This is a genomic window from Hirschia sp. (genome assembly GCF_058892565.1).
In genome coordinates this window covers 1-21,563 of record NZ_JBZXVU010000020.1, presented here as the reverse complement: position 1 = coordinate 21,563, position 21,563 = coordinate 1, and the positions used below count along the sequence as shown (strand labels likewise).

Genomic DNA, 21,563 nt, shown 5'->3' with positions numbered 1-21,563 from the left:
AATGAAGACGATGTGAACTAATGCCACATTGGATGTTGATAGAGTGTGGATAAAAGTTCAAACGTTAATTTTTCCCCGTTATCAACGCTCTTATAACAATAGAAGAATCTAAACTTAATAATAGAATTTAAAGGAAGAGGTTTACGTGGCACAGCCTGAGAAAAAATTGCTAGAGACGCTCAATGGCAAAATATACGACCATCCTCCAGTATGGATGATGCGTCAGGCTGGAAGACATTTACCAGAATACCTTGAACTACGTGGTAGAGCCAAGGACTTCTTAGATTTTTGTTATTCACCGTCTTTAGCCACTGAAGCTACGCTTCAACCCATAAGACGCTATAATATGGATGGCGCCATTCTTTTTGCAGATATTCTTCTTATTCTAGATGCAATGGGTAGAAATGTACGTTTTGTAAAAGGAGAAGGTCCACAACTTGATCCGGCATCTTCTGCGGCTGATCTTGATAAATTTCCTTTAGAAAAGTTGTTGGATAGGATGTCTCCCGTATACGAGACGGTATCTCGTGTTAAATCCCAATTGGCACCTGAAACAACGTTGATTGGATTTGCAGGAGCACCTTGGACAGTTGCAGTCTATGCGATCGAAGGTAAAGGCGGCACTGATAAATCGGCTGCGCGATTAAAAGCCTATCAAGATCCAGAAGATTTGGATGCAATTTTGGACATCCTCGTGGAAACAACCGCACACTACCTTAAAGCTCAGGCTGATGCTGGTGCGGATGCACTCATGGTGTTCGATAGTTGGGCCGAAGGTTTAGCCGAAGATAGTATGGATAGATTGGTTATAAAACCGACACAGAAGCTCATACAGCGTGTTCGTGATCTTGGGGTTACTCAGCCAATTATTGGCTTTCCTCGTGGATCAGGCGCCATGTTAGAGCCTTATGCGAAGCATACTGGGGTAACAGGCGTTGGACTTGATACTGCTCTACCTGTAAAATGGGTCCATGAGGCATTGCCTAAATCAATGCCCGTTCAAGGAAACCTTGATCCACTCAGGTTAATTTCCGGTGGAGATGCTATGGATGCACGGATTCGTGAAATTAAATCAGCGTTTAAAGATCGGCCACATATTTTTAATCTTGGCCATGGCGTAACTCCGCAGACACCCATTAGTAATGTTGAACGGGCTGTTAAAGTCATTCGAGAAGAATAAGGAATAAAAAATATGCGTATTGCAGTTGTTTTATTCAATTTAGGCGGTCCTGATAATTTAGAGACCGTTGAACCTTTTCTATTCAATCTTTTTAATGACAAAGCCATTATAGGACTGCCTCAACCATTGAGATGGTTGATTGCAAAATTGATATCATCGCGACGGTCCAAAGAAGCCAAAAGCAATTACGCTAAAATGGGTGGATCATCACCTCTTTTACCAGAAACTCAATTTCAAGCGGATGAGCTGGAAAAATCATTAAAAGCGACGGGACTGGATGCTCGCTGTTTTATATCTATGCGGTATTGGAAACCATTTACTGGAGATGCGGTTAAAGCTGTAAATGCGTTTAATCCTGAGAAAATTGTTTTATTGCCCCTTTATCCTCAATTTTCGACAACTACGACAGGTTCTTCCATTCAAGCTTGGAAAAAAGCTGGCGGCAAAACAGCATCAACTATTTGTTGTTATCCCACGGAAGAGGGATTGATAAATGCGCATGTGGATAAATTGGTATCGACTTGGAAAGACAATGGAGCTCCAGACAATTTAAGAGTTTTATTGTCAGCTCATGGCTTGCCTAAAAAAGTTGTGGACGGCGGAGATCCCTATCAATGGCAAATAGAACAAACATGTGCAGCTGTTGCTAAAAAATTGCCAAGTGATTGGGAAATAGAAATTTGTTATCAATCAAAAGTGGGACCGTTAGAATGGATCAGTCCATCTACAGATTCTAGTATTTTAAAAGCTGCAGCGGACGGAAAAAATATACTTGTAAGTCCGATTGCTTTTGTATCCGAACATATTGAAACACTCGTCGAATTAGATGACGAATATGCCGAATTGGCCCGGGAGCACGGTGTGACAACTTATTTGCGAGCGCCTGCTTTAGGGATAGCGAATGAATTTATTGGCGGACTAACAAATCTGGTGCGGAAAGCTATTTTGGAAAAATCTGAAATTTTATCATCCGATGGGGACCGTATTTGTCCAAAAAACTGGTCTAAATGTCCTCACAGTCATATTTCAACCGAATAGGATTATCGCATGGGTTACGAATGGTTTCGCGCCGGACATATAATTTGCGTCGTCGCTTGGATGGCTGGAATGTTAATGCTCCCACGTCTGCTAGTGTACCGTATGGAAGGACGCGATAATGAAGGATTAGTCCAAACTATGGACTCGGCAATTATTCGGCTTCGGAAAATAATATTAACGCCTATGTTGATTTTAACATGGGTTTTTGGATTTTCACTTGCACATCTAAATTGGGATTTTTTCTCGAGCCAACCCTGGTTTTGGGTAAAGATAGTCGCAGTTATTCTGCTTTCAGGATCGCACGGATATTTTATTGGGCTTCATAAAAAAGAGATGGCTGGAACGTTGAGCATGTCTTCAAAGAAACTTAGGTTGTTAAATGAAGTGCCCTTCATGCTTGCGATTATTGCGATTATAATGGTCGTTGTAGAACCGTTTTCTAATTGAAAAATTTTAGCTTGTTGCAGCTCTGACTTTCTTCTGTAGATGTTGACTTTTAACCGTGAATGTGGTGAAGAAAATTCAAACGGCTATTCTGACCGTTACGAAATATGCGCGAACCTAGGTTCGACTTTCCTATTTATACCGTAATTCGTTACTCATAGAAAAAAGAAAAACTGGTTTATGTCTGAGACTGAAACCCCTGAGCGTATGACGCTTGCGGAGCTGAAACTTAAATCTCCTACAGATTTACTTGCATTCGCTGAAAATCTCGAAGTTGAAAACGCTTCTTCCTTACGTACCCAAGAATTGCTTTTTGCCATTCTAAAAGAGCTATCCGAACGCGATGTTGAAATCGTTGGTGGTGGTGTTGTGGAAGTCCTTTCTGATGGATTTGGTTTCCTTCGTTCTCCTCAATCCAATTACCTTCCTGGACCAGATGATATTTACGTCAGTCCACAGCAAATTCGCCGAATGGGTTTGCGTACTGGAGACACTGTTGAAGGTGAAATTCGTGGACCTAGAAATGACGAACGTTATTTCGCGCTTGTAAAAGTTGAGTCCATCAATTTTGAAGCACCAGATCAGGTTAAACACAAAGTTCACTTTGATAACCTTACGCCGCTTTACCCAGAAGAACGCTTCAACATTGAAATTCCTGACCCTACACGCAAGGATAAATCTGGTCGTGTAATTGATATCGTTGCGCCGATTGGTAAAGGTCAGCGTGCGCTGATTGTTGCGCCGCCTCGTACAGGTAAAACTGTTCTTTTACAAAACATCGCTCAGTCAATCGCTGAGAACCACCCAGAATGTTACTTACTTGTTTTGCTGATAGATGAACGTCCAGAAGAAGTAACAGACATGCAGCGTTCTGTTAAAGGTGAGGTAATTTCATCTACGTTTGATGAGCCAGCCACACGTCACGTTCAAGTGGCTGAGATGGTTATCGAGAAAGCCAAACGCCTAGCTGAGCATGGTCGTGATGTTGTTATTCTGCTCGATTCCATTACGCGTCTTGGTCGTGCTTACAACACAGTTGTTCCATCATCAGGTAAAGTTCTAACGGGTGGTGTTGACGCCAATGCGCTTCAACGTCCGAAACGTTTCTTCGGTGCTGCTCGTAATATTGAAGAAGGCGGTTCGTTGACTATCATTGCAACAGCATTGATTGATACTGGATCACGTATGGATGAGGTTATCTTTGAGGAATTCAAAGGTACAGGTAACTCAGAGATCGTTCTAGAGCGTAAAATCGCTGATAAACGTGTCTTCCCTGCTATTGATATTCTTAAATCTGGTACGCGTAAGGAAGAGCTTCTTATGCAACAAAAAGATCTACAGAAAGTCTATATTCTTCGTCGTATCCTCAACCCAATGGGTGCACAGGATGCAATCGAGTTCTTACTTGATAAATTGAAGCAAACGAAAAATAACGATGAATTCTTCGATTCTATGAAGAACTAGAATTATATATTTTTCGAATGAAGAATTGGGGATGATGCAAATTTGTGTCATCCCTTTTTTGTATTTAAATTATCAAACGAATGGAATTTTCAATGCTTACAATGACCGGCCTTAAAGCATGTGATACTTGTCGAAAAGCGCAAAAATGGCTTGCTGAGAATGATATTAGATTTACATACAGAGATGTAAAATCTGATGGTGTTCCTCAAAATGATTTAGAAAGATACGTTGCTTTATTGGGTTGGGATAAAGTGATCAATAAAGCGAGTACGACTTGGCGAGGTCTTTCTGACGATCAGAAAAATGACATAACTGACGAAAAAGCTGTTAATTTGCTTTTGGCAAATCCAAGTCTTATGAAACGACCATTATTTGAAATCGGCGATGAAATAGTTCTGGGATTCCGAGACGAACAGAAACAGAGAATTCTGGAACTTATTTAGCAAAACTTGTTTCAATTGGTAAAATTTGTTTCACGTGAAACAAATCAATTTGGTCAAAATAACATGTCGAATAACACTATTTGTGCATTGGCGAGCGCGTCGGGTAAAGCTGGGGTATCTGTTATCCGGTTATCTGGTTCAAAGGCTGGAGAGATCTTACAGCTTTTAACTGCACAGAAATTACCCTCAAGACGTAAGCTGGTTATTCGATTATTGTTTCATCCATCAGACTCCGCCAAACGGGATCAACTGGATGAAGCGCTTGTCGCTTTTATGCCTGGCCCTAATAGCTTTACTGGCGAAGATGTTGTTGAACTTCACCTTCACGGTGGAACAGCGATTGTTGCTTCCGTTATAGATGCATGTTTAGCAACTAAACTTTGTCGTCTGGCAGAGCCTGGAGAGTATACGCGCAGAGCTTTTGAAAATGGACGTATGGATCTTACCAAAGCTGAAGCTATTGGGGATTTGATTGATGCCGAAACAGATGCTCAACGTCGCCAAGCGATGCAACAATATGACGGCGCTTTTCACGCGCAATGTCTCAATTGGCGCTCAGATTTAATCAATGCAATGGCTTCACTTGATGCTGCAATAGATTTTCCTGACGAGGATGATGTGCCTAGCGGTGTGGATAGTCGCGCCTATCCGCTTGTGAAGGATTTAATTGCTTCAATTGATTTGGCTTTGGAAAATGCGAATGCAGGTTTGGCGGTTCGTGATGGATTTAAAATTGCGATTATTGGTCCGCCAAATGCGGGTAAGTCAACGCTTATAAATGCACTGACCGGCCGTGATGCTGCGATTGTATCTAGTATAGCTGGAACAACGCGTGATATTGTTGAGGTGCGGCTAGAGTTAGGCGGTTATGTGGTTTGGCTTTCTGATACGGCAGGATTGCGTGATACAGGCGATGAGATAGAAGCCGAAGGTGTTCGTAGAGCTTTAATTCGAGCAACTGAAAGTGATCTCAGGATTTTCATGCACGGTTATGACCAACCTCTTCCTGATTTAAGTTTAGCGCAGGATGGAGACTTTATTTTAGCAAATAAAGCAGACTTGTCTGATGGAACTCCTCAAGATTTAAATCTCTCTGATTTGGACAAAAAAGTATTCAGAGAAAAAGTTTCGCTGAAGATGTCTGAAGATGTCAAACGTATCAAAGATAAATTAGAACAGACAGTTATTGACCGTATGTCGACGGGTGCTTCTGCGCCGCTAGTTTCTCGCCAACGCCACAAACAATTATTATTATCTACCAAAGAAAACTTACAACACGCCATCCTTGCCATGGAAAATGATTTCTCAGCAGATCTTATTGCAGAGGATATTAGACTGGCCGCACGCGATGTAGGAAAAATTACTGGTGAAATAGATTCCGAAGATGTGCTCGACAGAATTTTTGGTGAGTTTTGTATCGGAAAGTGATGTTTCACGTGAAACACATTGATCAATTCTCATTTGGCGGAGTCGACGAACTGATATAAAATCTCTAAATGCTTGTGCTTGGTATTTGGATGGTCAGCATGAATTTAGATTTTGATGTCATAATTGTTGGTGGTGGACACGCCGGTGTAGAAGCTGCGTCAGCTGCTGCGCGCGCTGGAGCGAACACTGCGCTTATCACGCACAAGGCAAGCACTATTGGTGAGATGTCATGTAATCCAGCTATTGGCGGCTTGGGCAAAGGACACCTCGTTCGCGAGATTGATGCTCTTGATGGCATTATGGGACGTGCTGCTGATGTCTCTGGTATTCAGTTTCGATTGCTCAATCGATCTAAGGGCCCAGCTGTACAAGGACCTCGTACACAAGCTGATAGAAAGCTTTATCGAAATGCCGTGCAAGCTGCTGTAAAGGCGCAGAAAAATTTGACTGTCATTGAAGACGGCATTGATGATCTCACATTTGAAAATGATGTTTTGTCAGGTGTCGTTGGCGAAAGCGGAACGATATACAAAAGCAAAGCTGTTGTGCTAACGACAGGGACTTTCCTTGATGGAATAATACATCGCGGCGAAGAGCGTATTCCTGCTGGCCGTATTGGCGACCAACCTGCAAAAGAACTTTCCAAGCGGCTTTATAGTTTGGATCTCGATATGGGCCGCCTTAAAACTGGAACGCCCGCAAGACTGGATAAAAACAGCATTGATTGGTCGCAGTTAGAAATGCAGCCGGCCGATGATGATCCAGTGCCATTCTCTTTCCTGACAGATAAAATAACTGTGCCTCAAATTGAGTGTGGAATGACCTACACCAATGAAGAGACGCACAAAGTTATCAATGACAATATCTCCAAGTCAGCTGTCTATTCTGGAGCCATAGCTGGTAAAGGACCGCGCTATTGTCCATCTATTGAAGATAAGGTCACGCGCTTTGCAGATAGAAACCAGCATCAAATTTTTCTAGAGCCCGAAGGCTTAGATGATGATCTTGTCTATCCGAATGGTATTTCGACTTCATTGCCGGCTGATGTGCAGGATAAATTCCTTCGCACGATGAAGGGTTTGGAGAATGTCAAAGTCGTTCAATATGGTTATGCTATTGAATATGATTACGTGGACCCTAGAGAGCTTAAAGCTGATTTACAGCTGAAGAAGGTTCCGGGTCTTTATCTGGCTGGTCAGATAAATGGGACAACTGGGTATGAAGAAGCTGGGGCGCAAGGCCTTATGGCAGGCGTGAATGCTGCGCGTTCGACACAGGGTTTAGAGTCAGTTGTTCTCGATCGCTCTCAAGCGTATATCGGCGTTATGATAGATGACCTTGTGACACGCGGCGTGTCTGAACCCTATCGCATGTTTACGTCACGCGCTGAATATAGATTGTCACTGCGTGCGGATAATGCGGACCAGCGGCTTACACCTTTCGCTGATGAATGGAATATCATTAGCGAGGACCGTAGATCAGCATTCAACAATAAACTGAACGCGCTTCAGCACGGTAGAGAGTTGCTTCAAAGATTGGCTATGACGCCCAATGAAGCGACTGATATTGGCGTCAAGATTACCCAAGATGGCCGTCGTCGTAGTGCGTATGAAATGCTAGCTTTCCCGCACGTTGAGTATGAGACACTTGCTAAGAAATGGCCTGAACTATTGGAGCTTTCAAAACAGGTTCAGGAACAGCTTTCAATCGAAGCGATCTACGCCACTTATCTTGATCGACAAAAAGCTGATATTGAATCTTTCCAGAAAGACGAGCGTTTAAAACTCTCTGAGTCGCTGGATTATAAATTAGTGGGAGGATTATCCCATGAAGTGCGGTCCAAACTGGAATTGATAAAACCCATCACATTGGGGCAAGCGAGCCGGATTGAAGGTGTTACGCCAGGGGCTATTACGGCTTTGTTGGCGTATGTAAAGAAATCTCAGAAAGCAGCTAGCTAATGAATAATCCCTTGGTGGATGAAGACGGGTTTCGGTCGAAGGATCTTTCTGACTATTTAGATGTTTCACGTGAAACATTTGATAAAATAAATATCGTTGTCGAAGTTTTGGATAAGTGGCGAAAGACTCACAATCTTATTGGTCCATTAGAACGTAATCGTCTTTGGCGGCGTCATATTCTCGATTCATTACAGGTCTATCAATACCGCTCTGATGATGCATCAAAGTGGATTGATCTAGGATCTGGTGCAGGTTTTCCGGCACTTATTATGGCGTGTGCATCTTGTAATGCCGCAGAAAAATATACGCTTGTAGAATCTAATGGGAAGAAATGCGCATTTCTGAGGGCGGCTGCTAGAGCGGCGAATTTGAATATTTCTGTAGAAAACTCACGAATTGAGAGTGTTTCACGTGAAACTTACGATCATGTCACGTCAAGAGCGCTTGCATCATTGCCCCAACTCTACGATTATAGCGAAAGATTCCTCGCTAATAAGGCGAGCTGTATATTCCTAAAAGGGAAAGAAGTGTTGCAAGAAATCGAAATTGCTCAGTCTGACTGGGAGTTTGATTACGAGCTGCATGAGAGTTTCAGTCATACCGAAGGTCGTATTCTGGTTGTTAAGGGACTTAACCGTCGAAATAAATGAGCACACGGATTATCGCAGTAGCGAACCAAAAAGGAGGCGTTGGGAAAACCACGACTTCTATCAATCTAGGAACTGCCCTCGCAGCAGCGGGCCGCAAAGTACTTCTAATAGATTTTGACCCTCAAGGTAATGCTTCCACAGGCTTGGGCATACCACCGTCAGAACGTGATCTTACCAGCTATGATGTTGTCATTGATGGCGCAGAGATACGTGCAGCTTGCAAAGAGACGGTTATACCAAGGCTTCACATCATTCCTGGAGATGAAAACCTCTCTGGTGTTGAGACCAAACTGTCTGATGATCCACGCCGGTCTTATCGTTTTAAAGACGCTATGGACGCCTATAGAGATGCAGCGGCAAATGGCGAATGCGATGAATATGATTTCGTTTTAATTGATTGCCCGCCATCTCTTAGCTCTCTAACGATAAACGCCATGACTGGCTGTGATGCGGTTCTTGTGCCGTTACAGTGTGAGTTTTTTGCGATGGAAGGTTTGAGTCAATTGCTACGCACTGTTGAAGTTGTACGCGGTGCATTGAATGCCGAGCTTGAAATTCAGGGAATTGTGTTGACGATGTATGACAAGCGTCAAGCGCAATCGGCGCAGGTTGAAGCAGACGTTAGATCTTTCTTTGGTTCTAAAGTGTATGAGACGGTCATTCCAAGGAATGTGAGATTGTCTGAAGCGCCTGGTTTTGGAAAACCTGCTTTGCTTTACGATCACAAATGTTCCGGTAGTGAGGCATATATCAAGCTGGCCAGTGAAGTGATTCAAAGAGAACGGGAGCGTGCATAATATGGCTAAAGACATAAACAAAGAAGATGCAGCGCCTAAAGCGAAACCATCACGGCTAGGTCGTGGATTGATGGATTTGATTGGTGAGCAAGCTCTGCAACCAGATTCAGCAGCAAAGAAAACAGTGCCAGCAAGTGGTTCTGGTTTGGCAAAGTTAAACGCTCTAGAAATTCCGATTAAATCAATTTCTGGAAACCCAAACCAGCCGCGTCAGACTTTCAAGGAAGAAGACCTTGCTGAGTTGGAAGCGTCCATTCGAATTAAAGGTGTTATTCAACCCATTCTCGTGCGTCCTGATCCTAATAAGGGGGATGGTAAGTATCAGATCGTCGCAGGAGAGCGCCGCTGGCGCGCAGCGACGCGTGCTGGGCTGCGCACTGTACCGGCTGTTATCAAAGAGCTGGATGAGTTGGAGGTTCTTGAAATTGGTGTCATCGAGAATGTGCAACGTGCGGACTTGAACCCATTAGAGGAAGCGGAAGCTTATCAATCTTTGATCAAACGGTTTGGTCGGACACAGGATATGCTGGCGGATCATGTGGGAAAAAGTCGTCCACATATCGCAAATACGCTTCGGTTATTAAATCTTCCTGATGAGGCGCGTGACCTTTTGAGAGAAGGTCATTTAAGTGCTGGACATGCACGGGCGGCTTTGGGTGCACCAGATCCTATGCTCGTGGTAGAGCGTGTGATGAAAAATGGTCTGTCTGTGCGTGATACCGAAAAATTAGCGCATAAGTTCAGAATGCTTGCTGAAAATGGTATGAAAGAGAAATCTGCTACCAAACCCGCAGGCCATAAAGACGTTGATACGGAAGCGTTGGAATCTGATCTAGCGCACGCTCTTGGCTTGAATGTTGAAATTAAACATAAGGGCAATAAGGGCGGTGAGATCAAAATCCAGTACACGCAATTAGAGCAGTTGGATGATGTGTGTCGACGTCTTACGTCAGCGCGGGCGACACGCTGATCTAGACTTGACGACGGCTGAAGCGATCGATGACGATCTTTAATATTGCTTCGGCAGGTATGCCACCTTGTTTGCAGGTTTTCTCAGCTGCATACAGGGTGGACAATGCGCGGTTTAATCTGGCGGCATCCCAATCTTTTAGCATTTTATTGAAAGCAGGTCTGTCGCGATCAAATACTGGTGGCCTTAGAAAACGTGCTCCAGACTGAGCATCGATAACTCTCAATAGTCTGTAGTGCAGTGTCCTTAGCGCTGAGATAGCTGAACCGCCTGCATCCAAAAATCGGTCGAGAGACTTATTGGCCTCATCAATATCGCCCGCTAAAGCTGCGTCAGCTGCGTTGTCAGCGCCGCGCGGTTGTTCTGTAGAGCAGATAGCTTTGATGTCATCTGGTTGGATTGAACGCCCAAGCTCGAAAGCATAAAGGCTAAGCTTTTCTATCTCTGCATTTGCGAGCCGCCTGTCACCGGGTAGCTCCGCTGCAAATTGTTCCAAAGCAAGTTCGTCAATTTGGATGTTTAGGTCACTTAGTTTTATACGGATGTATTCACTAGTCTCGACGTCTGAGTCAGCAAAAAATTGTAAGCATGCTGTATCGGGAGACGTAGAGAAGCTTGTTCGAAGTTTAGAACTTTTTTTAAGTTCTCCTGCTTCCAGAATGAGAAAATTCTCTGGGTATAATTTACCCGTAGCGATTTGATCCACGACCGTAATCAATTGTTTGGCGATCGATTCATTGCTTAATCGCACGCGAAGGATCTGTTTGATACCTAGCAAAGAAACTGCGCTGAGGTGTTCAGTTAGTAATCCGGGATCTTTCTTCAATTCGTCTTCATGCAAACGAACAATGTCGAGTTCGGAGTTTTCAACCTTACGCCATTTCTGAACTAGCGTTTGTGCAGCGTCTGACACGACGCCAAGATCTTCGCCAAATGCAAGCACTACATTTATGCCTGCTTTAGGCCTTTGAACAAAATTTAGAGCTTTGTCGCCTGATAAGTTCAAGGAATACGGTCCAGTTTATCTTGGTTGTCCTCAAGAGATTTAGCTGCATTATCTTCTTCTGCAGTTTCAGTAAGGGTGGACTCTGCTTCCTTCATTTGAATATCTTGTCTTGATGAGGTTGCATCTAGAGAAAGTTGTTCTTGTAAGCGCCGCGACAGCAGATAAGCGACACGTTCTCGTGCATCCGTTTGTAGTGCGATATCTCCATATTCAGAATTAGCGACGTCGTAATCAGTTTGGACGCTCACAGATCCGGATAACAAAACCCTACCTTCAATATCTCGTAGAGTGTAATTTGCTGTACCGATTATAGTGGTACGAGAGACCCCAACATTGGCTTTAAGATTTAAGCGTTGCAAACCTTCTACTGCGGTAACAGTTAAAAATGCACCATCTTCTATTCCTGGAAGTCCGCTACTAAGTGTGCGTGTTAATTCCTGCCGCAACCTATGCCCGATACGCCCATCAATTTGCATGACTTTGATAGGCCCATTCATAGCATCCACGTTTCCATAAACAGGCTGAAAACCGCAACTGCTTAGCCCAAGGCTAGCAGTTGTGATTAGTAACATAGAAGCAATGAAGTGTTTCTGGGTCATGAGATCACTATATTCACAATTCTGCCTGGAACGACAATAATTTTCTTCACGGTTTTATCCGCAAGAAATGCCGCTACTTTGGGATCACTGAGCGCTATTTCTTCGACAGCATCTTTTGTCGCTGATTTATCGACTTCTATCTCACCGCGTTTTTTTCCATTAACTTGAACCGGCATAGTCAATGTATCGGAAGTCATTAGCTTTTCATCAGCGATAGGCCAAGGTGCACTAGAGACTAAGCCTTCACCACCAAGAGCAGCCCAGCTTTCTTCAGCGACGTGGGGTGCAAAAGGTGAGACGAGCTGCGCAAGTGTTTTCAACGCAAATCGACGGGCAGTGGCTATACCGGGGCCTTTCGCATTCTCGGCTTTTTTCAAAGTATTTGAGAATTCATGGATTTGAGCGACGGATGTGTTGAAACGAAAGTCTTTGATGCCGCGTGTAACGCCATCGATTGTTTTGTGGGTAGCACGAAGGAGTTCCGATGCTGCTCCGTCGCCAATTTCACCATCATCTTCAGCGGGGCCAGCCTCGGCCAAGGACCACAATTTCTGAATGAATTTCCATGCACCTTCTGCGCCTGATTGAGTCCACTCTACATCGCGTTCTGGAGGAGAATCTGACAATACGAACCAGCGCGCGACGTCTGCACCATAATCTCCAATGATTATAGACGGGTCGACAACGTTCTTTTTTGATTTGGACATTTTTTCAATTTGTCCAACGCTAACAGGCTTTCCTGTTTCTAATTCAACAAGATTGCCGTCACGCTCTTCTATGTCTTCAGGAGATAACCATTTGCCCTCGGAAGATTTGTAAGTCTCATGAGTTACCATGCCTTGCGTGAATAATCCTGCAAATGGCTCACCGGCTGGAAGGTCTATGATTCCGCAATCATGCATGGCTCTTGTAAAAAAGCGAGAATATAGAAGATGAAGGATAGCATGTTCTACACCCCCAATATATTGGTCCACAGGTAACCAATAGCTTGCAGCTTCTTTATTGACGGGTTCAATCGAATCTGAATCACAAAAGCGCGCGAAATACCAAGATGAATCCATGAAGGTATCTAAAGTATCGGTTTCACGCGTTGCTGGTTTTGCGCATTTTGGACAAGTTGTATGCTTCCAAGTCGGGTGACGATCGAGCGGATTTCCAGGCGCTGAAAAATCAGGATCATCAGGAAGTTTAATCGGAAGCTGGTCTTCTGGGACTGGCACGACACCGCAATCATCACAACGAATTGCAGGGATAGGACATCCCCAATAGCGTTGACGAGAAATACCCCAGTCACGCAAACGGTATGTTGTGGAGGAAGACCCCAAGCCTAATTCTTCAAGCTTTGCTATTGCAGCTTTAATCCCTTCTGATGTCGATAGGCCATCAAGGAATTTAGAGTTAAACAGAGTGCCTGTTCCAGTATAGGCTTCATTCTCTATCGTATAGGTTTCTGGATCAGCATTCGCTGGGAGTACGACTGGTATGACTGGCAAGTCATACTTGCGGGCAAAATCTAAATCGCGTTGATCACCAGCAGGAGACCCAAAAACAGCACCAGATCCATATGTTGATAATACAAAGTTGGCAGACCAGACAGGTATTTCCCATTCAGGATTGAAAGGGTGTTTAACTTTTAAGCCAAGATCAATGCCGAGTTTTGGTGCTTTTTCTATGGCTTCTTCTGTTGTTCCACCTTTCGCTGCTTCAGCGATAAAAGCAGCAATTTTGGGGTTGGTTTTCGCCAATTCTTTTGTAATGGCGTGATCAGGAGCCAAAGCAACAAAACTCGCACCAAAAAGTGTGTCAGGGCGCGTTGTGAAGACGTCTATGCCTTTTTCATGCCCTTGGGGTGCTTCACCAGCAAATGGCCATGTAAAGGTTGCTCCGAGGCTTTTACCAATCCAATTGGCTTGCATGGTACGGACTTTTTCAGGCCAGCGGTCTAAGCTGTCTAATCCCTTTAACAGGTCTTCAGCATAATGGGTTATTTTAAGAGTCCATTGCTCAAGCTCGCGTTGTTCGACAATGGCACCAGAACGCCAGCCCTTGCCATCAATGACCTGTTCATTAGCAAGAACAGTATTGTCGACTGGGTCCCAATTCACCTTCGATTTTTTACGGAAAACCAAATTGTTTTCCCAAAATTTCAGGAAGATTTTTTGTTGCTGGCCATAATAGTCTGCATCACAAGTGGCGAATTCGCGTTTCCAATCGAGAGACAGTCCCAAAGGAGAAAATTGTTCCTTCATGGCGTCTATGTTTTCGTGAGTCCAAACGCCGGGTTGAGCACCTTTTTCCATTGCTGCATTTTCAGCCGGCATTCCAAATGCATCCCAACCCATTGGATGAAGCACATTATAGCCATTTGAAATATGAAAACGGGCAACAACATCGCCCATCGCATAATTGCGAACGTGACCCATGTGGAGGCGACCTGATGGGTATGGAAACATTTCAAGGACGTATGCTTTTGGCATATCGCCAGCTTCTGCAGGAGTTTTCGCTTCAAAAATTTGAGCGTCTGCCCACGCTTTTTGCCATTTGGGCTCTACTTCGCGTGCATTATATCGCGAGACCATAAATCGCCTTCCATCCATCAAGTAGATTCTTGATGCCTATTTTAAGTATATTATTTCAAACACGCCGAAATCTTAGATCACGGCGTGAGTTTCATAAGGTGTATCTGGTATGTCAATTTGAATTGATGACCAAGAAATTTTGAAGTTGTTAGAATGAACTATTCTATCGAAGACAAACGAAGCTCACGCGCACGGCTCAAAATTGCGTTTTCGAGCGCTGCACCAGTTCCTTCATCGACATTTGCTGTTTGCCAATTACCGTTTACGAGCACTTCTTTTTGCACAGCAACTTTCACACCGTCGGCGCGCAATCTTGTATCAAGAATGTAAACAGTGGTTTTAAAACGCTCATCAGGTAATTCTGGGTTTGCGTACCAATCTGAATTGATAACACCGCCATATGGGTCTGCTGATTTTAGAGGCATAAAACTAATTGTATCGAGGGATGCACGCCAGAGGTAAGCATTTACGCCAATACCAGCTTGCTGTTTACCGTCTGCGCTTACTTTTCTGACAGTTGCCTGGTCAGAAGAACCGCCAAACGACGAACAGCCTGTTGCTGCAAGCGATGCTGCCAAAATTGCGAATCCGGTGATCTTTACAGAGGCCATATGCCTTTACTCCATGTCAGAGGCGCGGGGTATTGCACCATTTCTAAACACCTCATTAACTGGCAGATGCCCTATGGCGCAAGTGTTGAGATGTATGGTCTTCGCGATAAGTTTCGGACATATAAGACTTCGTCAATTTGATTCATGATTAATATGCATTCAGAATAAGGACGTAGATGGAATGAAATATCAAAACCTGATTTCTGGATTTTTTGTGGTGGCGACTGGCACAAGCAGCGTTGGGCAATCCGCTCAAGCGCAGGATAATCCTATAGAATTCAATGCGGAAGCTGTATTATTGGGTCGTCTCATTGACGAAAATAATTCTTCAGAAAGTCAGCCTTTTGCAACGCAATTTGGTATCGGAATTGAAAAAAAACACTATTTCGACAATGGTATGTCGCTTGGTTTTGTCGGCGAGATACGTGGTCAAATTGATAATGAAACGCGACAAGGTTTTGCAGGACATTTGCAGTTTGATTCCAATGAATTAGCTGAAAACAGTGATTTTACTGGAATACGTGCTCCATCAACAGGACTTTCAGTTTCTTCTAATGAGGTAGATTATGGCCCGTATGGGAGTCTTGAACAGGCTTTTTTATATCTAAAATCAGGTTGGGGAGAATTGAGTGTCGGACGAGATATTGGGGCGGCGGCTCGGTTGGATGCTAGACCACCGCGTGTGATGCAGTTTGGGAGTCCAAATAGTTCTCGATTAAATGCGACATCGTCTTCTATCGTTAGATCCAGAAATGATGTGACCGGACCCAGCACCAAAATAACATATATGTCGCCGCGATTGCTTGGCTTTCGTGCCGGTGCTTCCTACACTCCAAAAGCGAATGCTAAAGGTGTTGATTTTAGCTCAAGTGTTAATACGGCAGGCGTCAAAAATGCCAATCTGGAAGATGTCTACGAAGCTGGATTATCGTTTTCCCATTTGTTTAGAGATCAGGATTTTCGAGTCAGGCTTGGATTAACCGGCATAAATGCAACCTCATCGAGTGCTGATTCGAGGTTTGGCGATTATGCAGCTATTGGGGGGGGAGCAGAATTTGAAAAAGGTGATTGGAAACTGGGCGGTAGGTATATAGATTCTGATAATGCCATTGAAAGTGAGAATGCTAATTATCGTGCATGGGAAATCGGTTTAACGCGGGAAATCAATGATTGGGTCGTCGGTGCAGAATTTGGAAGTGCAAAAGACAAATTGCTGGATATCTCGGGTGAAAATTTCTCTTTGGGAGTTTCTAAGCCTCTCAACAAATTTGTAGATATTGGCTTATCTTACATTTCGTCAAAGACTGAATATTTTAACCAGGAAATTGAAGGGAATGGCGCCGTTTTCGAGCTTATTGTGCGTTATGAGTAACACTTAAAGGAAATTTAAGCTTTATTCCGCACTTTTGGAGGAATTACACTTTCCGATAGGCGCCTATGGTAGTAGTAGGAGGGTGTGGAATAAATATTTTTTATTTGGGTTGTTATGAAACTTTTCGCTGGTCTTTTAATTTCTGCTGCTATGTTTGCTGCACCTGCTTGGGCTGATGAGCCACAAGTTGTTGAGTCAACTGTAGCTGAATTTGAAACAAATAGCGCACCAATAAAATGGTATGAAAGTTTTGTTTACAAAGCGAATGAAGATGCTGAAAAGAAATCATTTCTAGTCGCACCTACTACTGAAACTGATGAGTTTGGGTTGGCTTGGAGCGGAAATGGTCGTTGGGGGCTGACCCTTGATATGACACGTCGTTCAGGTGATGATGTGCATGTGCTTCCAGAAGAAGAAATCACAGCTGGTGCTTTCTATCAGTTCTCACCTCGCTTCCGTATTGGTGGCGGGATTAGTATTGGTGGAGAAAGACTTTCTCAAGATACATCAAGCTGGGTAGATCAAGAGAATGAAACTGGTGTTCGCATCGAGTCTGCTTTTTCTTTCTAAACTTCAACTATTTGAATTCATGTAAAGCCGTCGACACCTGCATATCCTGCATGTTTGATGATTGCGTGTGCATTTTTGGGGTTTAATCCACCTAATCCGTAAATTGGAATTTGCGACTCCTGACACAAAAACCTTAGTTTTGCTGGACCCATCGCATTGGGTGCGGATGGACTGCGACTTGGAAAAACAGCCGAGACAAAGCAAGCATCAAAATTTAATTTACCTGCATTTGAAATCTGTCTGAATGAATGGGCAGAGCAGGTATTAAGTTTGTAAAACCGTTTATGTTGTAAAAAGTGTCTGATGTATTTTTTGGGCCAATGGACTCCATCTGGCTGAATAAAATCAGCTAGTTTTGGGTCATAAGATATTATCAGTTTCAAACGATTTTTTCTGGCTATGATCTTTAGCTCTTCTCCAATAGTGAAACGATCATTTTTACCAAAATGCCGATATAGTATTCCACTGCCTTGAGGCAATTGCCTTGCAATGGAAACCGGATCAGGTGTTCGGTTTGGATCTGTTACAAATATGCTTGCTGGTAAAACAGATTCCAATCGAGCAGGTTTTCTAGATAAGAAATATGCACGATTTACAGATAGAAGCTTGCGACGATCGGAAGTTTGCGGTTCAACAAAACTCATGATGCAAACACCTGATCTTTCTATTTCCGAGCGACGCGCAGATATATTAGCACGTATTGAAAAAACCGCCCTTTCAAAAGGGGTGGACCCGCAATCTATCACTTTAACCGCTGTTTCCAAAGTACAACCAGAAAACAGAATAGAGGATATGTTGGCAATAGGTCAGCGTGTCTATGGAGAGAATAGAGTTCAAGAAGCGTTTGAACGCTGGGGTGAACGTAAACAACAAATCCCTGATCTGAAGCTGAGATTGATTGGTCCATTGCAAACCAATAAGGCTGAGGAAGCAGTTAGATTATTTGATGTCATTGAAACCATTGATAGGCTGAAGCTTGCCCAGTCTATTGCAAAAGCGGTACAGAAAACTGGAAAAAACCCAGAATTATTTGTTCAAGTTAACACAGGAGAGGAAGATCAAAAGGCTGGTATACTTCCTGGAGAAGTAGATGATTTCTTAAAACAAATCGTCAGTGAATTTAGCCTGAAAATATCAGGTTTAATGTGCATTCCACCTGTTGATGAACCCGCTGGACCCCATTTTGCCCTGCTTAGAAAAATAGCAAATCGAAACGGAATCTCTAAATTATCAATGGGAATGAGTAGTGATTTTGAAACAGCGATAGGTTTTGGGGCGACGCATGTGAGAGTCGGATCTGCTTTATTTGGGGAGCGTATTTCCAAAGCATAATCCAACTTAATCGATCTTCACGAAATCACCGATTTGAGCATCTTCGAGTAATTCGAGTAAATGTTCTTTGGCAAGCGCAACGCAACCTTCTGTGCCCTCATACTCATTTCTTTTAATATGCATGAAGATTGCGCTTCCATTTCCCAGAATGGGCGGTTGATCATTATAACCTAGCTCTACGATAATATCGTATACGCCATCATCACGCCAAAGTTTCTCATGGCTGTATGCATAAGGCAGATTCACAAGACGATTGTAGTTTTCTGTGTCTTCCGGGTCGTCACTCCATCCCATTGAGGGAGATAGAGCAAATGTTTCTAACTTAGTTTCTGGGCAATTTAGCCTATCTGGCCGATAGAAAACACGCCTTATCGGCCATTCACCAATGGGACTTTTATTATCTCCCTCGCGTTTAAGGTTTGCGAGGATTAGCCCTTTTTTTCCAAGTGAACAGCGATAGCTTTTGTCCTTCCAAGAGATCACAGAGCTCTCATTTGCTCTAAAATTCGCGTGATAATAGCTACTCATCTCTTCCACCACTCAATAACAATGCTTACATTCTAATCTAATGTATAGATTTTGGCCTTAATTCTATGACCATAATCTAAAGACAACCATTGTGAGGAGATCAACGTGTCGCAAATTAAGACCATTCTTATCGTAGATGATGATAATGACCTGCGTGAGGCGTTGGCAGAGCAATTTGAGCGGCATGAAGGGTTTTCCATCATTCAAGCGCACAATGCGACTGAAGGAATGAACTTGGCTGAAGCTGAAAAGCCAGATCTTGTAATTCTAGATGTCGAAATGCCAGATATGGATGGCCGTGATGCTTGTAAATTGATGCGTAAACATGGTCTTCGTGTTCCCGTCATAATGTTGACGGGTCAAGACTCTGACGCAGATATGGTGCTTGGATTAGATTCTGGTGCCAATGATTATGTCGCTAAGCCTTTTAAATTCACTGTATTACTTGCTCGTGTTCGCGCGCATTTAAGAACATTTGAACAAAGTGAAGATGCAACTTTTAAAGTTGGGCCATATGAATTTAGACCGTCTATGAAGTCTTTGACGGACGAAGCGGGCAAGAAGATACGTCTGACCGAAAAAGAAACAAATATTTTGAAATATTTGTATCGCGCTGAAGGCAAAGCTGTTGCGAGGGAAGAGCTTCTATCAGAAGTGTGGGGTTACAATGCAAATGTAACCACCCACACACTAGAAACTCATATCTATCGATTGCGCCAGAAAATTGAACCTGACCCACAACATGCGTATCTGTTGATTACAGAAACGGGTGGATACAGGCTGCAGTTATAGGGTTTGCTTTTAAACAGCAGATTTTAGATTAATCGTTACAGGTGCGTGATCGGATGGTTTTTCACCGCCGCGATCATTTTTGTGAATTTCATAGCTAGCCGGATCGGTGAGGGGAGTGGCTGCTCTGTTTGCCCAAATGTGATCTAGGCGGCGCCCTCTGTTAGATTTTTCCCAATCTTTTGCGCGATAGCTCCACCATGAGTACAGTTTTTCTTTGTCTTCATGCTTCACGCGAGCAATGTCAGCAAAACCACCTTCTTTTAGAATACGATCTACTGCTTGAGTTTCTATCGGTGTGTGACTGACAACTTTCAGCAATTGTTTATGTGACCAAACATCATGCTCTCTGGGTGCAACATTTATATCGCCAACAACAATAAGCGGCTGTGAATCATTTGACCGAGCCGAATAAGTTTTTTCCATGCGCGCGAGGAATTCAAGCTTGTGTGCGAATTTATCATTGATTGTAGGGTCAGGCTCATCGCCGCCAGCTGGTACATATAGATTGTGAACTTCTACACCTGCAACGCGTACTGATATTGCTCTAGCTTCTTCACGCATACAGAAATCGGGTGTTTCCAACCGTTCTAATGGATATCGCGACCCAATAGCGACGCCATGCATTCCTTTTTGTCCAGCAATCTCAACATAGGGGAGGCCGGCCTCTTCAAATGCTTTAAGCGGATATTCTGCTTCGCGGCATTTTATTTCTTGAAGGCACAAAATATCTGGCTTTTCGCGTGCAATAAAATCAGCCACGCGAGGCATGCGCAAACGGACGGAATTTATATTCCAAGAAGTTAAACGAAGATCTGTCATAGATTTAGGTCTATGGAGCGTTGCGAATTATTGCAAGCCATCAAATGTAAGGCCGCATAGCAATAATCAACAAAATGAAGAACAAACAAATGCGCCCGACTGCGGGGAACAATCGGGCGCGATAAATTGTGGTATTCGAGGAGGGGATAGCTCCCTTTCAACCAGATCAGTTTAGAAAAAGCCTGCGGGGGGAAACCAAGCCTTCGTATTGAAACTGACGTGGTAAAATTGACACATAAAAATCTAAAATACAATAAGTTTTATTTTATTTTTTTGTGTGACCAAAAGGTCGACAGACACAATGTTGGCTTAATTGTGAGTCCTGCGTCCATTTAACGACGGTCTCTATTGTCCTCATCTTCAAGAACAAAGAGACGAGGGCTGATATTTCCATTCAATTCCATGTCGAATAAATCTACACGCGTTTCATTTCCAAGCCCATCTATCGTCACCCATCCCATGAGATCATAGTTTTCTTTAGAAAATTTCAGAAAAACTAATCCATCAATAGCTTCATCACCATTCTTGGGGTTGTCTTCTATGACAACGAGGTGGGAATCTGGAAGTGATCTGACATCAAGAATAGTTGTATCCTCAGCCAGGTTGAGTGTTTTCTTGAGAAAGTGCTTTAACGGCGTCGCAGATAAAGGTGCACGATCGATTGTGTCTAATTCTTTATCCTCAATCGCGACCGTTGTTCCATCTGAAACAATTAAATACGGGGTAGGGGCGGCATATTCAAAACGAACGCGCCCTGGACGCCGAAGATAAAAATCACCTGTTGTGATTTCTCCCATTGCGTCCGTTTGTTTGAAGCCGCCGCGTGCTGTTTTTGTATCAGCCATTCTCGCATTGATTTTGGCAAGAAGTTCGTTGTTTTGAAAATCAACAGCGGGGGCAATTACTTGGTTGGCACTCTCAACAATTTCAATTTGTTGATTTGGCAAAGTATCCACATCTTGAGCAGGTGCTGCAAAAGC

22 protein-coding genes are annotated in these 21,563 nt (G+C 43.5%); 14 read left to right on the top strand and 8 right to left on the bottom strand.

Annotated features, from left to right (window positions below; translation table 11 throughout):
* Positions 1–145: 145 nt before the first annotated feature.
* The 10 genes from hemE to AC5EF3_RS08445 all read left to right on the top strand — a co-directional run bounded on the left by hemE (position 146) and on the right by AC5EF3_RS08445 (position 10,375).
* Entirely contained in the window at positions 146–1,180 is a 1,035-nt protein-coding gene (hemE, locus tag AC5EF3_RS08490; protein ID WP_493547730.1) for a uroporphyrinogen decarboxylase, read from the top strand.
* 12 nt (positions 1,181–1,192) lie between these two features.
* Positions 1,193–2,218, top strand: coding sequence for a ferrochelatase (hemH, locus tag AC5EF3_RS08485; protein ID WP_493547729.1), 1,026 nt, complete (start codon positions 1,193–1,195; stop codon positions 2,216–2,218).
* Positions 2,219–2,227: 9 nt separating this feature from the next.
* On the top strand, positions 2,228–2,665 hold the full coding sequence (locus AC5EF3_RS08480; RefSeq protein ID WP_015828968.1) for a CopD family protein: 438 nt from the start codon (positions 2,228–2,230) through the stop codon (positions 2,663–2,665).
* A gap of 177 nt (positions 2,666–2,842) precedes the next feature.
* Positions 2,843–4,126: a transcription termination factor Rho gene (rho, locus tag AC5EF3_RS08475; protein ID WP_015828969.1), complete on the top strand. Its 1,284-nt coding sequence runs from the start codon at positions 2,843–2,845 to the stop codon at positions 4,124–4,126.
* 92 nt (positions 4,127–4,218) lie between these two features.
* Positions 4,219–4,569, top strand: coding sequence for a Spx/MgsR family RNA polymerase-binding regulatory protein (locus AC5EF3_RS08470; protein ID WP_493547728.1), 351 nt, complete (start codon positions 4,219–4,221; stop codon positions 4,567–4,569).
* A gap of 63 nt (positions 4,570–4,632) precedes the next feature.
* On the top strand, positions 4,633–5,997 hold the full coding sequence (gene mnmE, locus AC5EF3_RS08465; protein WP_493547727.1) for a tRNA uridine-5-carboxymethylaminomethyl(34) synthesis GTPase MnmE: 1,365 nt from the start codon (positions 4,633–4,635) through the stop codon (positions 5,995–5,997).
* A 98-nt stretch (positions 5,998–6,095) separates the two neighbouring features.
* Positions 6,096–7,958, top strand: a complete 1,863-nt coding sequence (gene mnmG, locus AC5EF3_RS08460) for a tRNA uridine-5-carboxymethylaminomethyl(34) synthesis enzyme MnmG (protein WP_493547726.1) — start codon at positions 6,096–6,098, stop codon at positions 7,956–7,958.
* Positions 7,958–8,608 carry a 16S rRNA (guanine(527)-N(7))-methyltransferase RsmG gene (gene rsmG / locus AC5EF3_RS08455; RefSeq protein WP_493547725.1) on the top strand — a complete coding sequence of 217 codons (651 nt, stop codon included), beginning with the start codon at positions 7,958–7,960 and terminating at the stop codon, positions 8,606–8,608. Before mnmG ends, rsmG begins: the two co-directional genes overlap by 1 nt.
* Positions 8,605–9,405 (top strand): ParA family protein, encoded by an 801-nt coding sequence (locus tag AC5EF3_RS08450; protein ID WP_012777863.1) that lies wholly within the window; start codon positions 8,605–8,607, stop codon positions 9,403–9,405. Before rsmG ends, AC5EF3_RS08450 begins: the two co-directional genes overlap by 4 nt.
* Before the next feature lies 1 nt (position 9,406).
* Positions 9,407–10,375 carry a ParB/RepB/Spo0J family partition protein gene (locus tag AC5EF3_RS08445; protein ID WP_493547724.1) on the top strand — a complete coding sequence of 323 codons (969 nt, stop codon included), beginning with the start codon at positions 9,407–9,409 and terminating at the stop codon, positions 10,373–10,375.
* Between the two features lies 1 nt (position 10,376).
* Here AC5EF3_RS08445 and holA read toward each other — a convergent pair whose 3' ends face one another.
* The 4 genes from holA to AC5EF3_RS08425 all read right to left on the bottom strand — a co-directional run bounded on the left by holA (position 10,377) and on the right by AC5EF3_RS08425 (position 15,170).
* Positions 10,377–11,381 carry a DNA polymerase III subunit delta gene (gene holA / locus AC5EF3_RS08440; RefSeq protein ID WP_493547723.1) on the bottom strand — a complete coding sequence of 335 codons (1,005 nt, stop codon included), beginning with the start codon at positions 11,379–11,381 and terminating at the stop codon, positions 10,377–10,379.
* Positions 11,378–11,980 carry a hypothetical protein gene (locus AC5EF3_RS08435; RefSeq protein WP_493547722.1) on the bottom strand — a complete coding sequence of 201 codons (603 nt, stop codon included), beginning with the start codon at positions 11,978–11,980 and terminating at the stop codon, positions 11,378–11,380. Before AC5EF3_RS08435 ends, holA begins: the two co-directional genes overlap by 4 nt.
* Positions 11,977–14,559 carry a leucine--tRNA ligase gene (gene leuS, locus AC5EF3_RS08430; protein ID WP_493547721.1) on the bottom strand — a complete coding sequence of 861 codons (2,583 nt, stop codon included), beginning with the start codon at positions 14,557–14,559 and terminating at the stop codon, positions 11,977–11,979. Before leuS ends, AC5EF3_RS08435 begins: the two co-directional genes overlap by 4 nt.
* Before the next feature lie 158 nt (positions 14,560–14,717).
* Positions 14,718–15,170 (bottom strand): DUF3576 domain-containing protein, encoded by a 453-nt coding sequence (locus AC5EF3_RS08425; protein ID WP_012777868.1) that lies wholly within the window; start codon positions 15,168–15,170, stop codon positions 14,718–14,720.
* 181 nt (positions 15,171–15,351) lie between these two features.
* On the opposite strand from AC5EF3_RS08425, the gene AC5EF3_RS08420 reads away from it, so the two are divergent.
* Together AC5EF3_RS08420 and AC5EF3_RS08415 are read left to right on the top strand one after the other, a co-directional pair.
* The gene (locus AC5EF3_RS08420; protein WP_493547720.1) at positions 15,352–16,542 is read left to right on the top strand and encodes a porin; all 1,191 of its coding nucleotides are present in this window, start codon (positions 15,352–15,354) and stop codon (positions 16,540–16,542) included.
* Between the two features lie 114 nt (positions 16,543–16,656).
* Positions 16,657–17,112 (top strand): NtrZ family periplasmic regulatory protein, encoded by a 456-nt coding sequence (locus tag AC5EF3_RS08415; RefSeq protein ID WP_012777870.1) that lies wholly within the window; start codon positions 16,657–16,659, stop codon positions 17,110–17,112.
* Positions 17,113–17,129: 17 nt separating this feature from the next.
* On the opposite strand, the gene AC5EF3_RS08410 is transcribed toward AC5EF3_RS08415, so the two are convergent.
* On the bottom strand, positions 17,130–17,756 hold the full coding sequence (locus AC5EF3_RS08410) for a thiamine phosphate synthase (RefSeq protein WP_493547719.1): 627 nt from the start codon (positions 17,754–17,756) through the stop codon (positions 17,130–17,132).
* A gap of 1 nt (position 17,757) precedes the next feature.
* On the opposite strand from AC5EF3_RS08410, the gene AC5EF3_RS08405 reads away from it, so the two are divergent.
* On the top strand, positions 17,758–18,444 hold the full coding sequence (locus AC5EF3_RS08405) for a YggS family pyridoxal phosphate-dependent enzyme (RefSeq protein WP_493547763.1): 687 nt from the start codon (positions 17,758–17,760) through the stop codon (positions 18,442–18,444).
* A 6-nt stretch (positions 18,445–18,450) separates the two neighbouring features.
* On the opposite strand, the gene AC5EF3_RS08400 is transcribed toward AC5EF3_RS08405, so the two are convergent.
* Positions 18,451–18,972, bottom strand: coding sequence for a L,D-transpeptidase family protein (locus AC5EF3_RS08400; protein ID WP_493547718.1), 522 nt, complete (start codon positions 18,970–18,972; stop codon positions 18,451–18,453).
* A 105-nt stretch (positions 18,973–19,077) separates the two neighbouring features.
* Between AC5EF3_RS08400 and AC5EF3_RS08395 the strand changes: the two genes are divergently transcribed.
* The gene (locus AC5EF3_RS08395; RefSeq protein ID WP_493547717.1) at positions 19,078–19,764 is read left to right on the top strand and encodes a response regulator transcription factor; all 687 of its coding nucleotides are present in this window, start codon (positions 19,078–19,080) and stop codon (positions 19,762–19,764) included.
* 9 nt (positions 19,765–19,773) lie between these two features.
* Here AC5EF3_RS08395 and AC5EF3_RS08390 read toward each other — a convergent pair whose 3' ends face one another.
* Positions 19,774–20,583 carry an exodeoxyribonuclease III gene (locus tag AC5EF3_RS08390; protein WP_493547716.1) on the bottom strand — a complete coding sequence of 270 codons (810 nt, stop codon included), beginning with the start codon at positions 20,581–20,583 and terminating at the stop codon, positions 19,774–19,776.
* 332 nt (positions 20,584–20,915) lie between these two features.
* Positions 20,916–21,563 (bottom strand): LolA family protein (locus AC5EF3_RS08385; protein ID WP_493547715.1); only part of this gene is annotated, 648 nt, incomplete at its 5' end.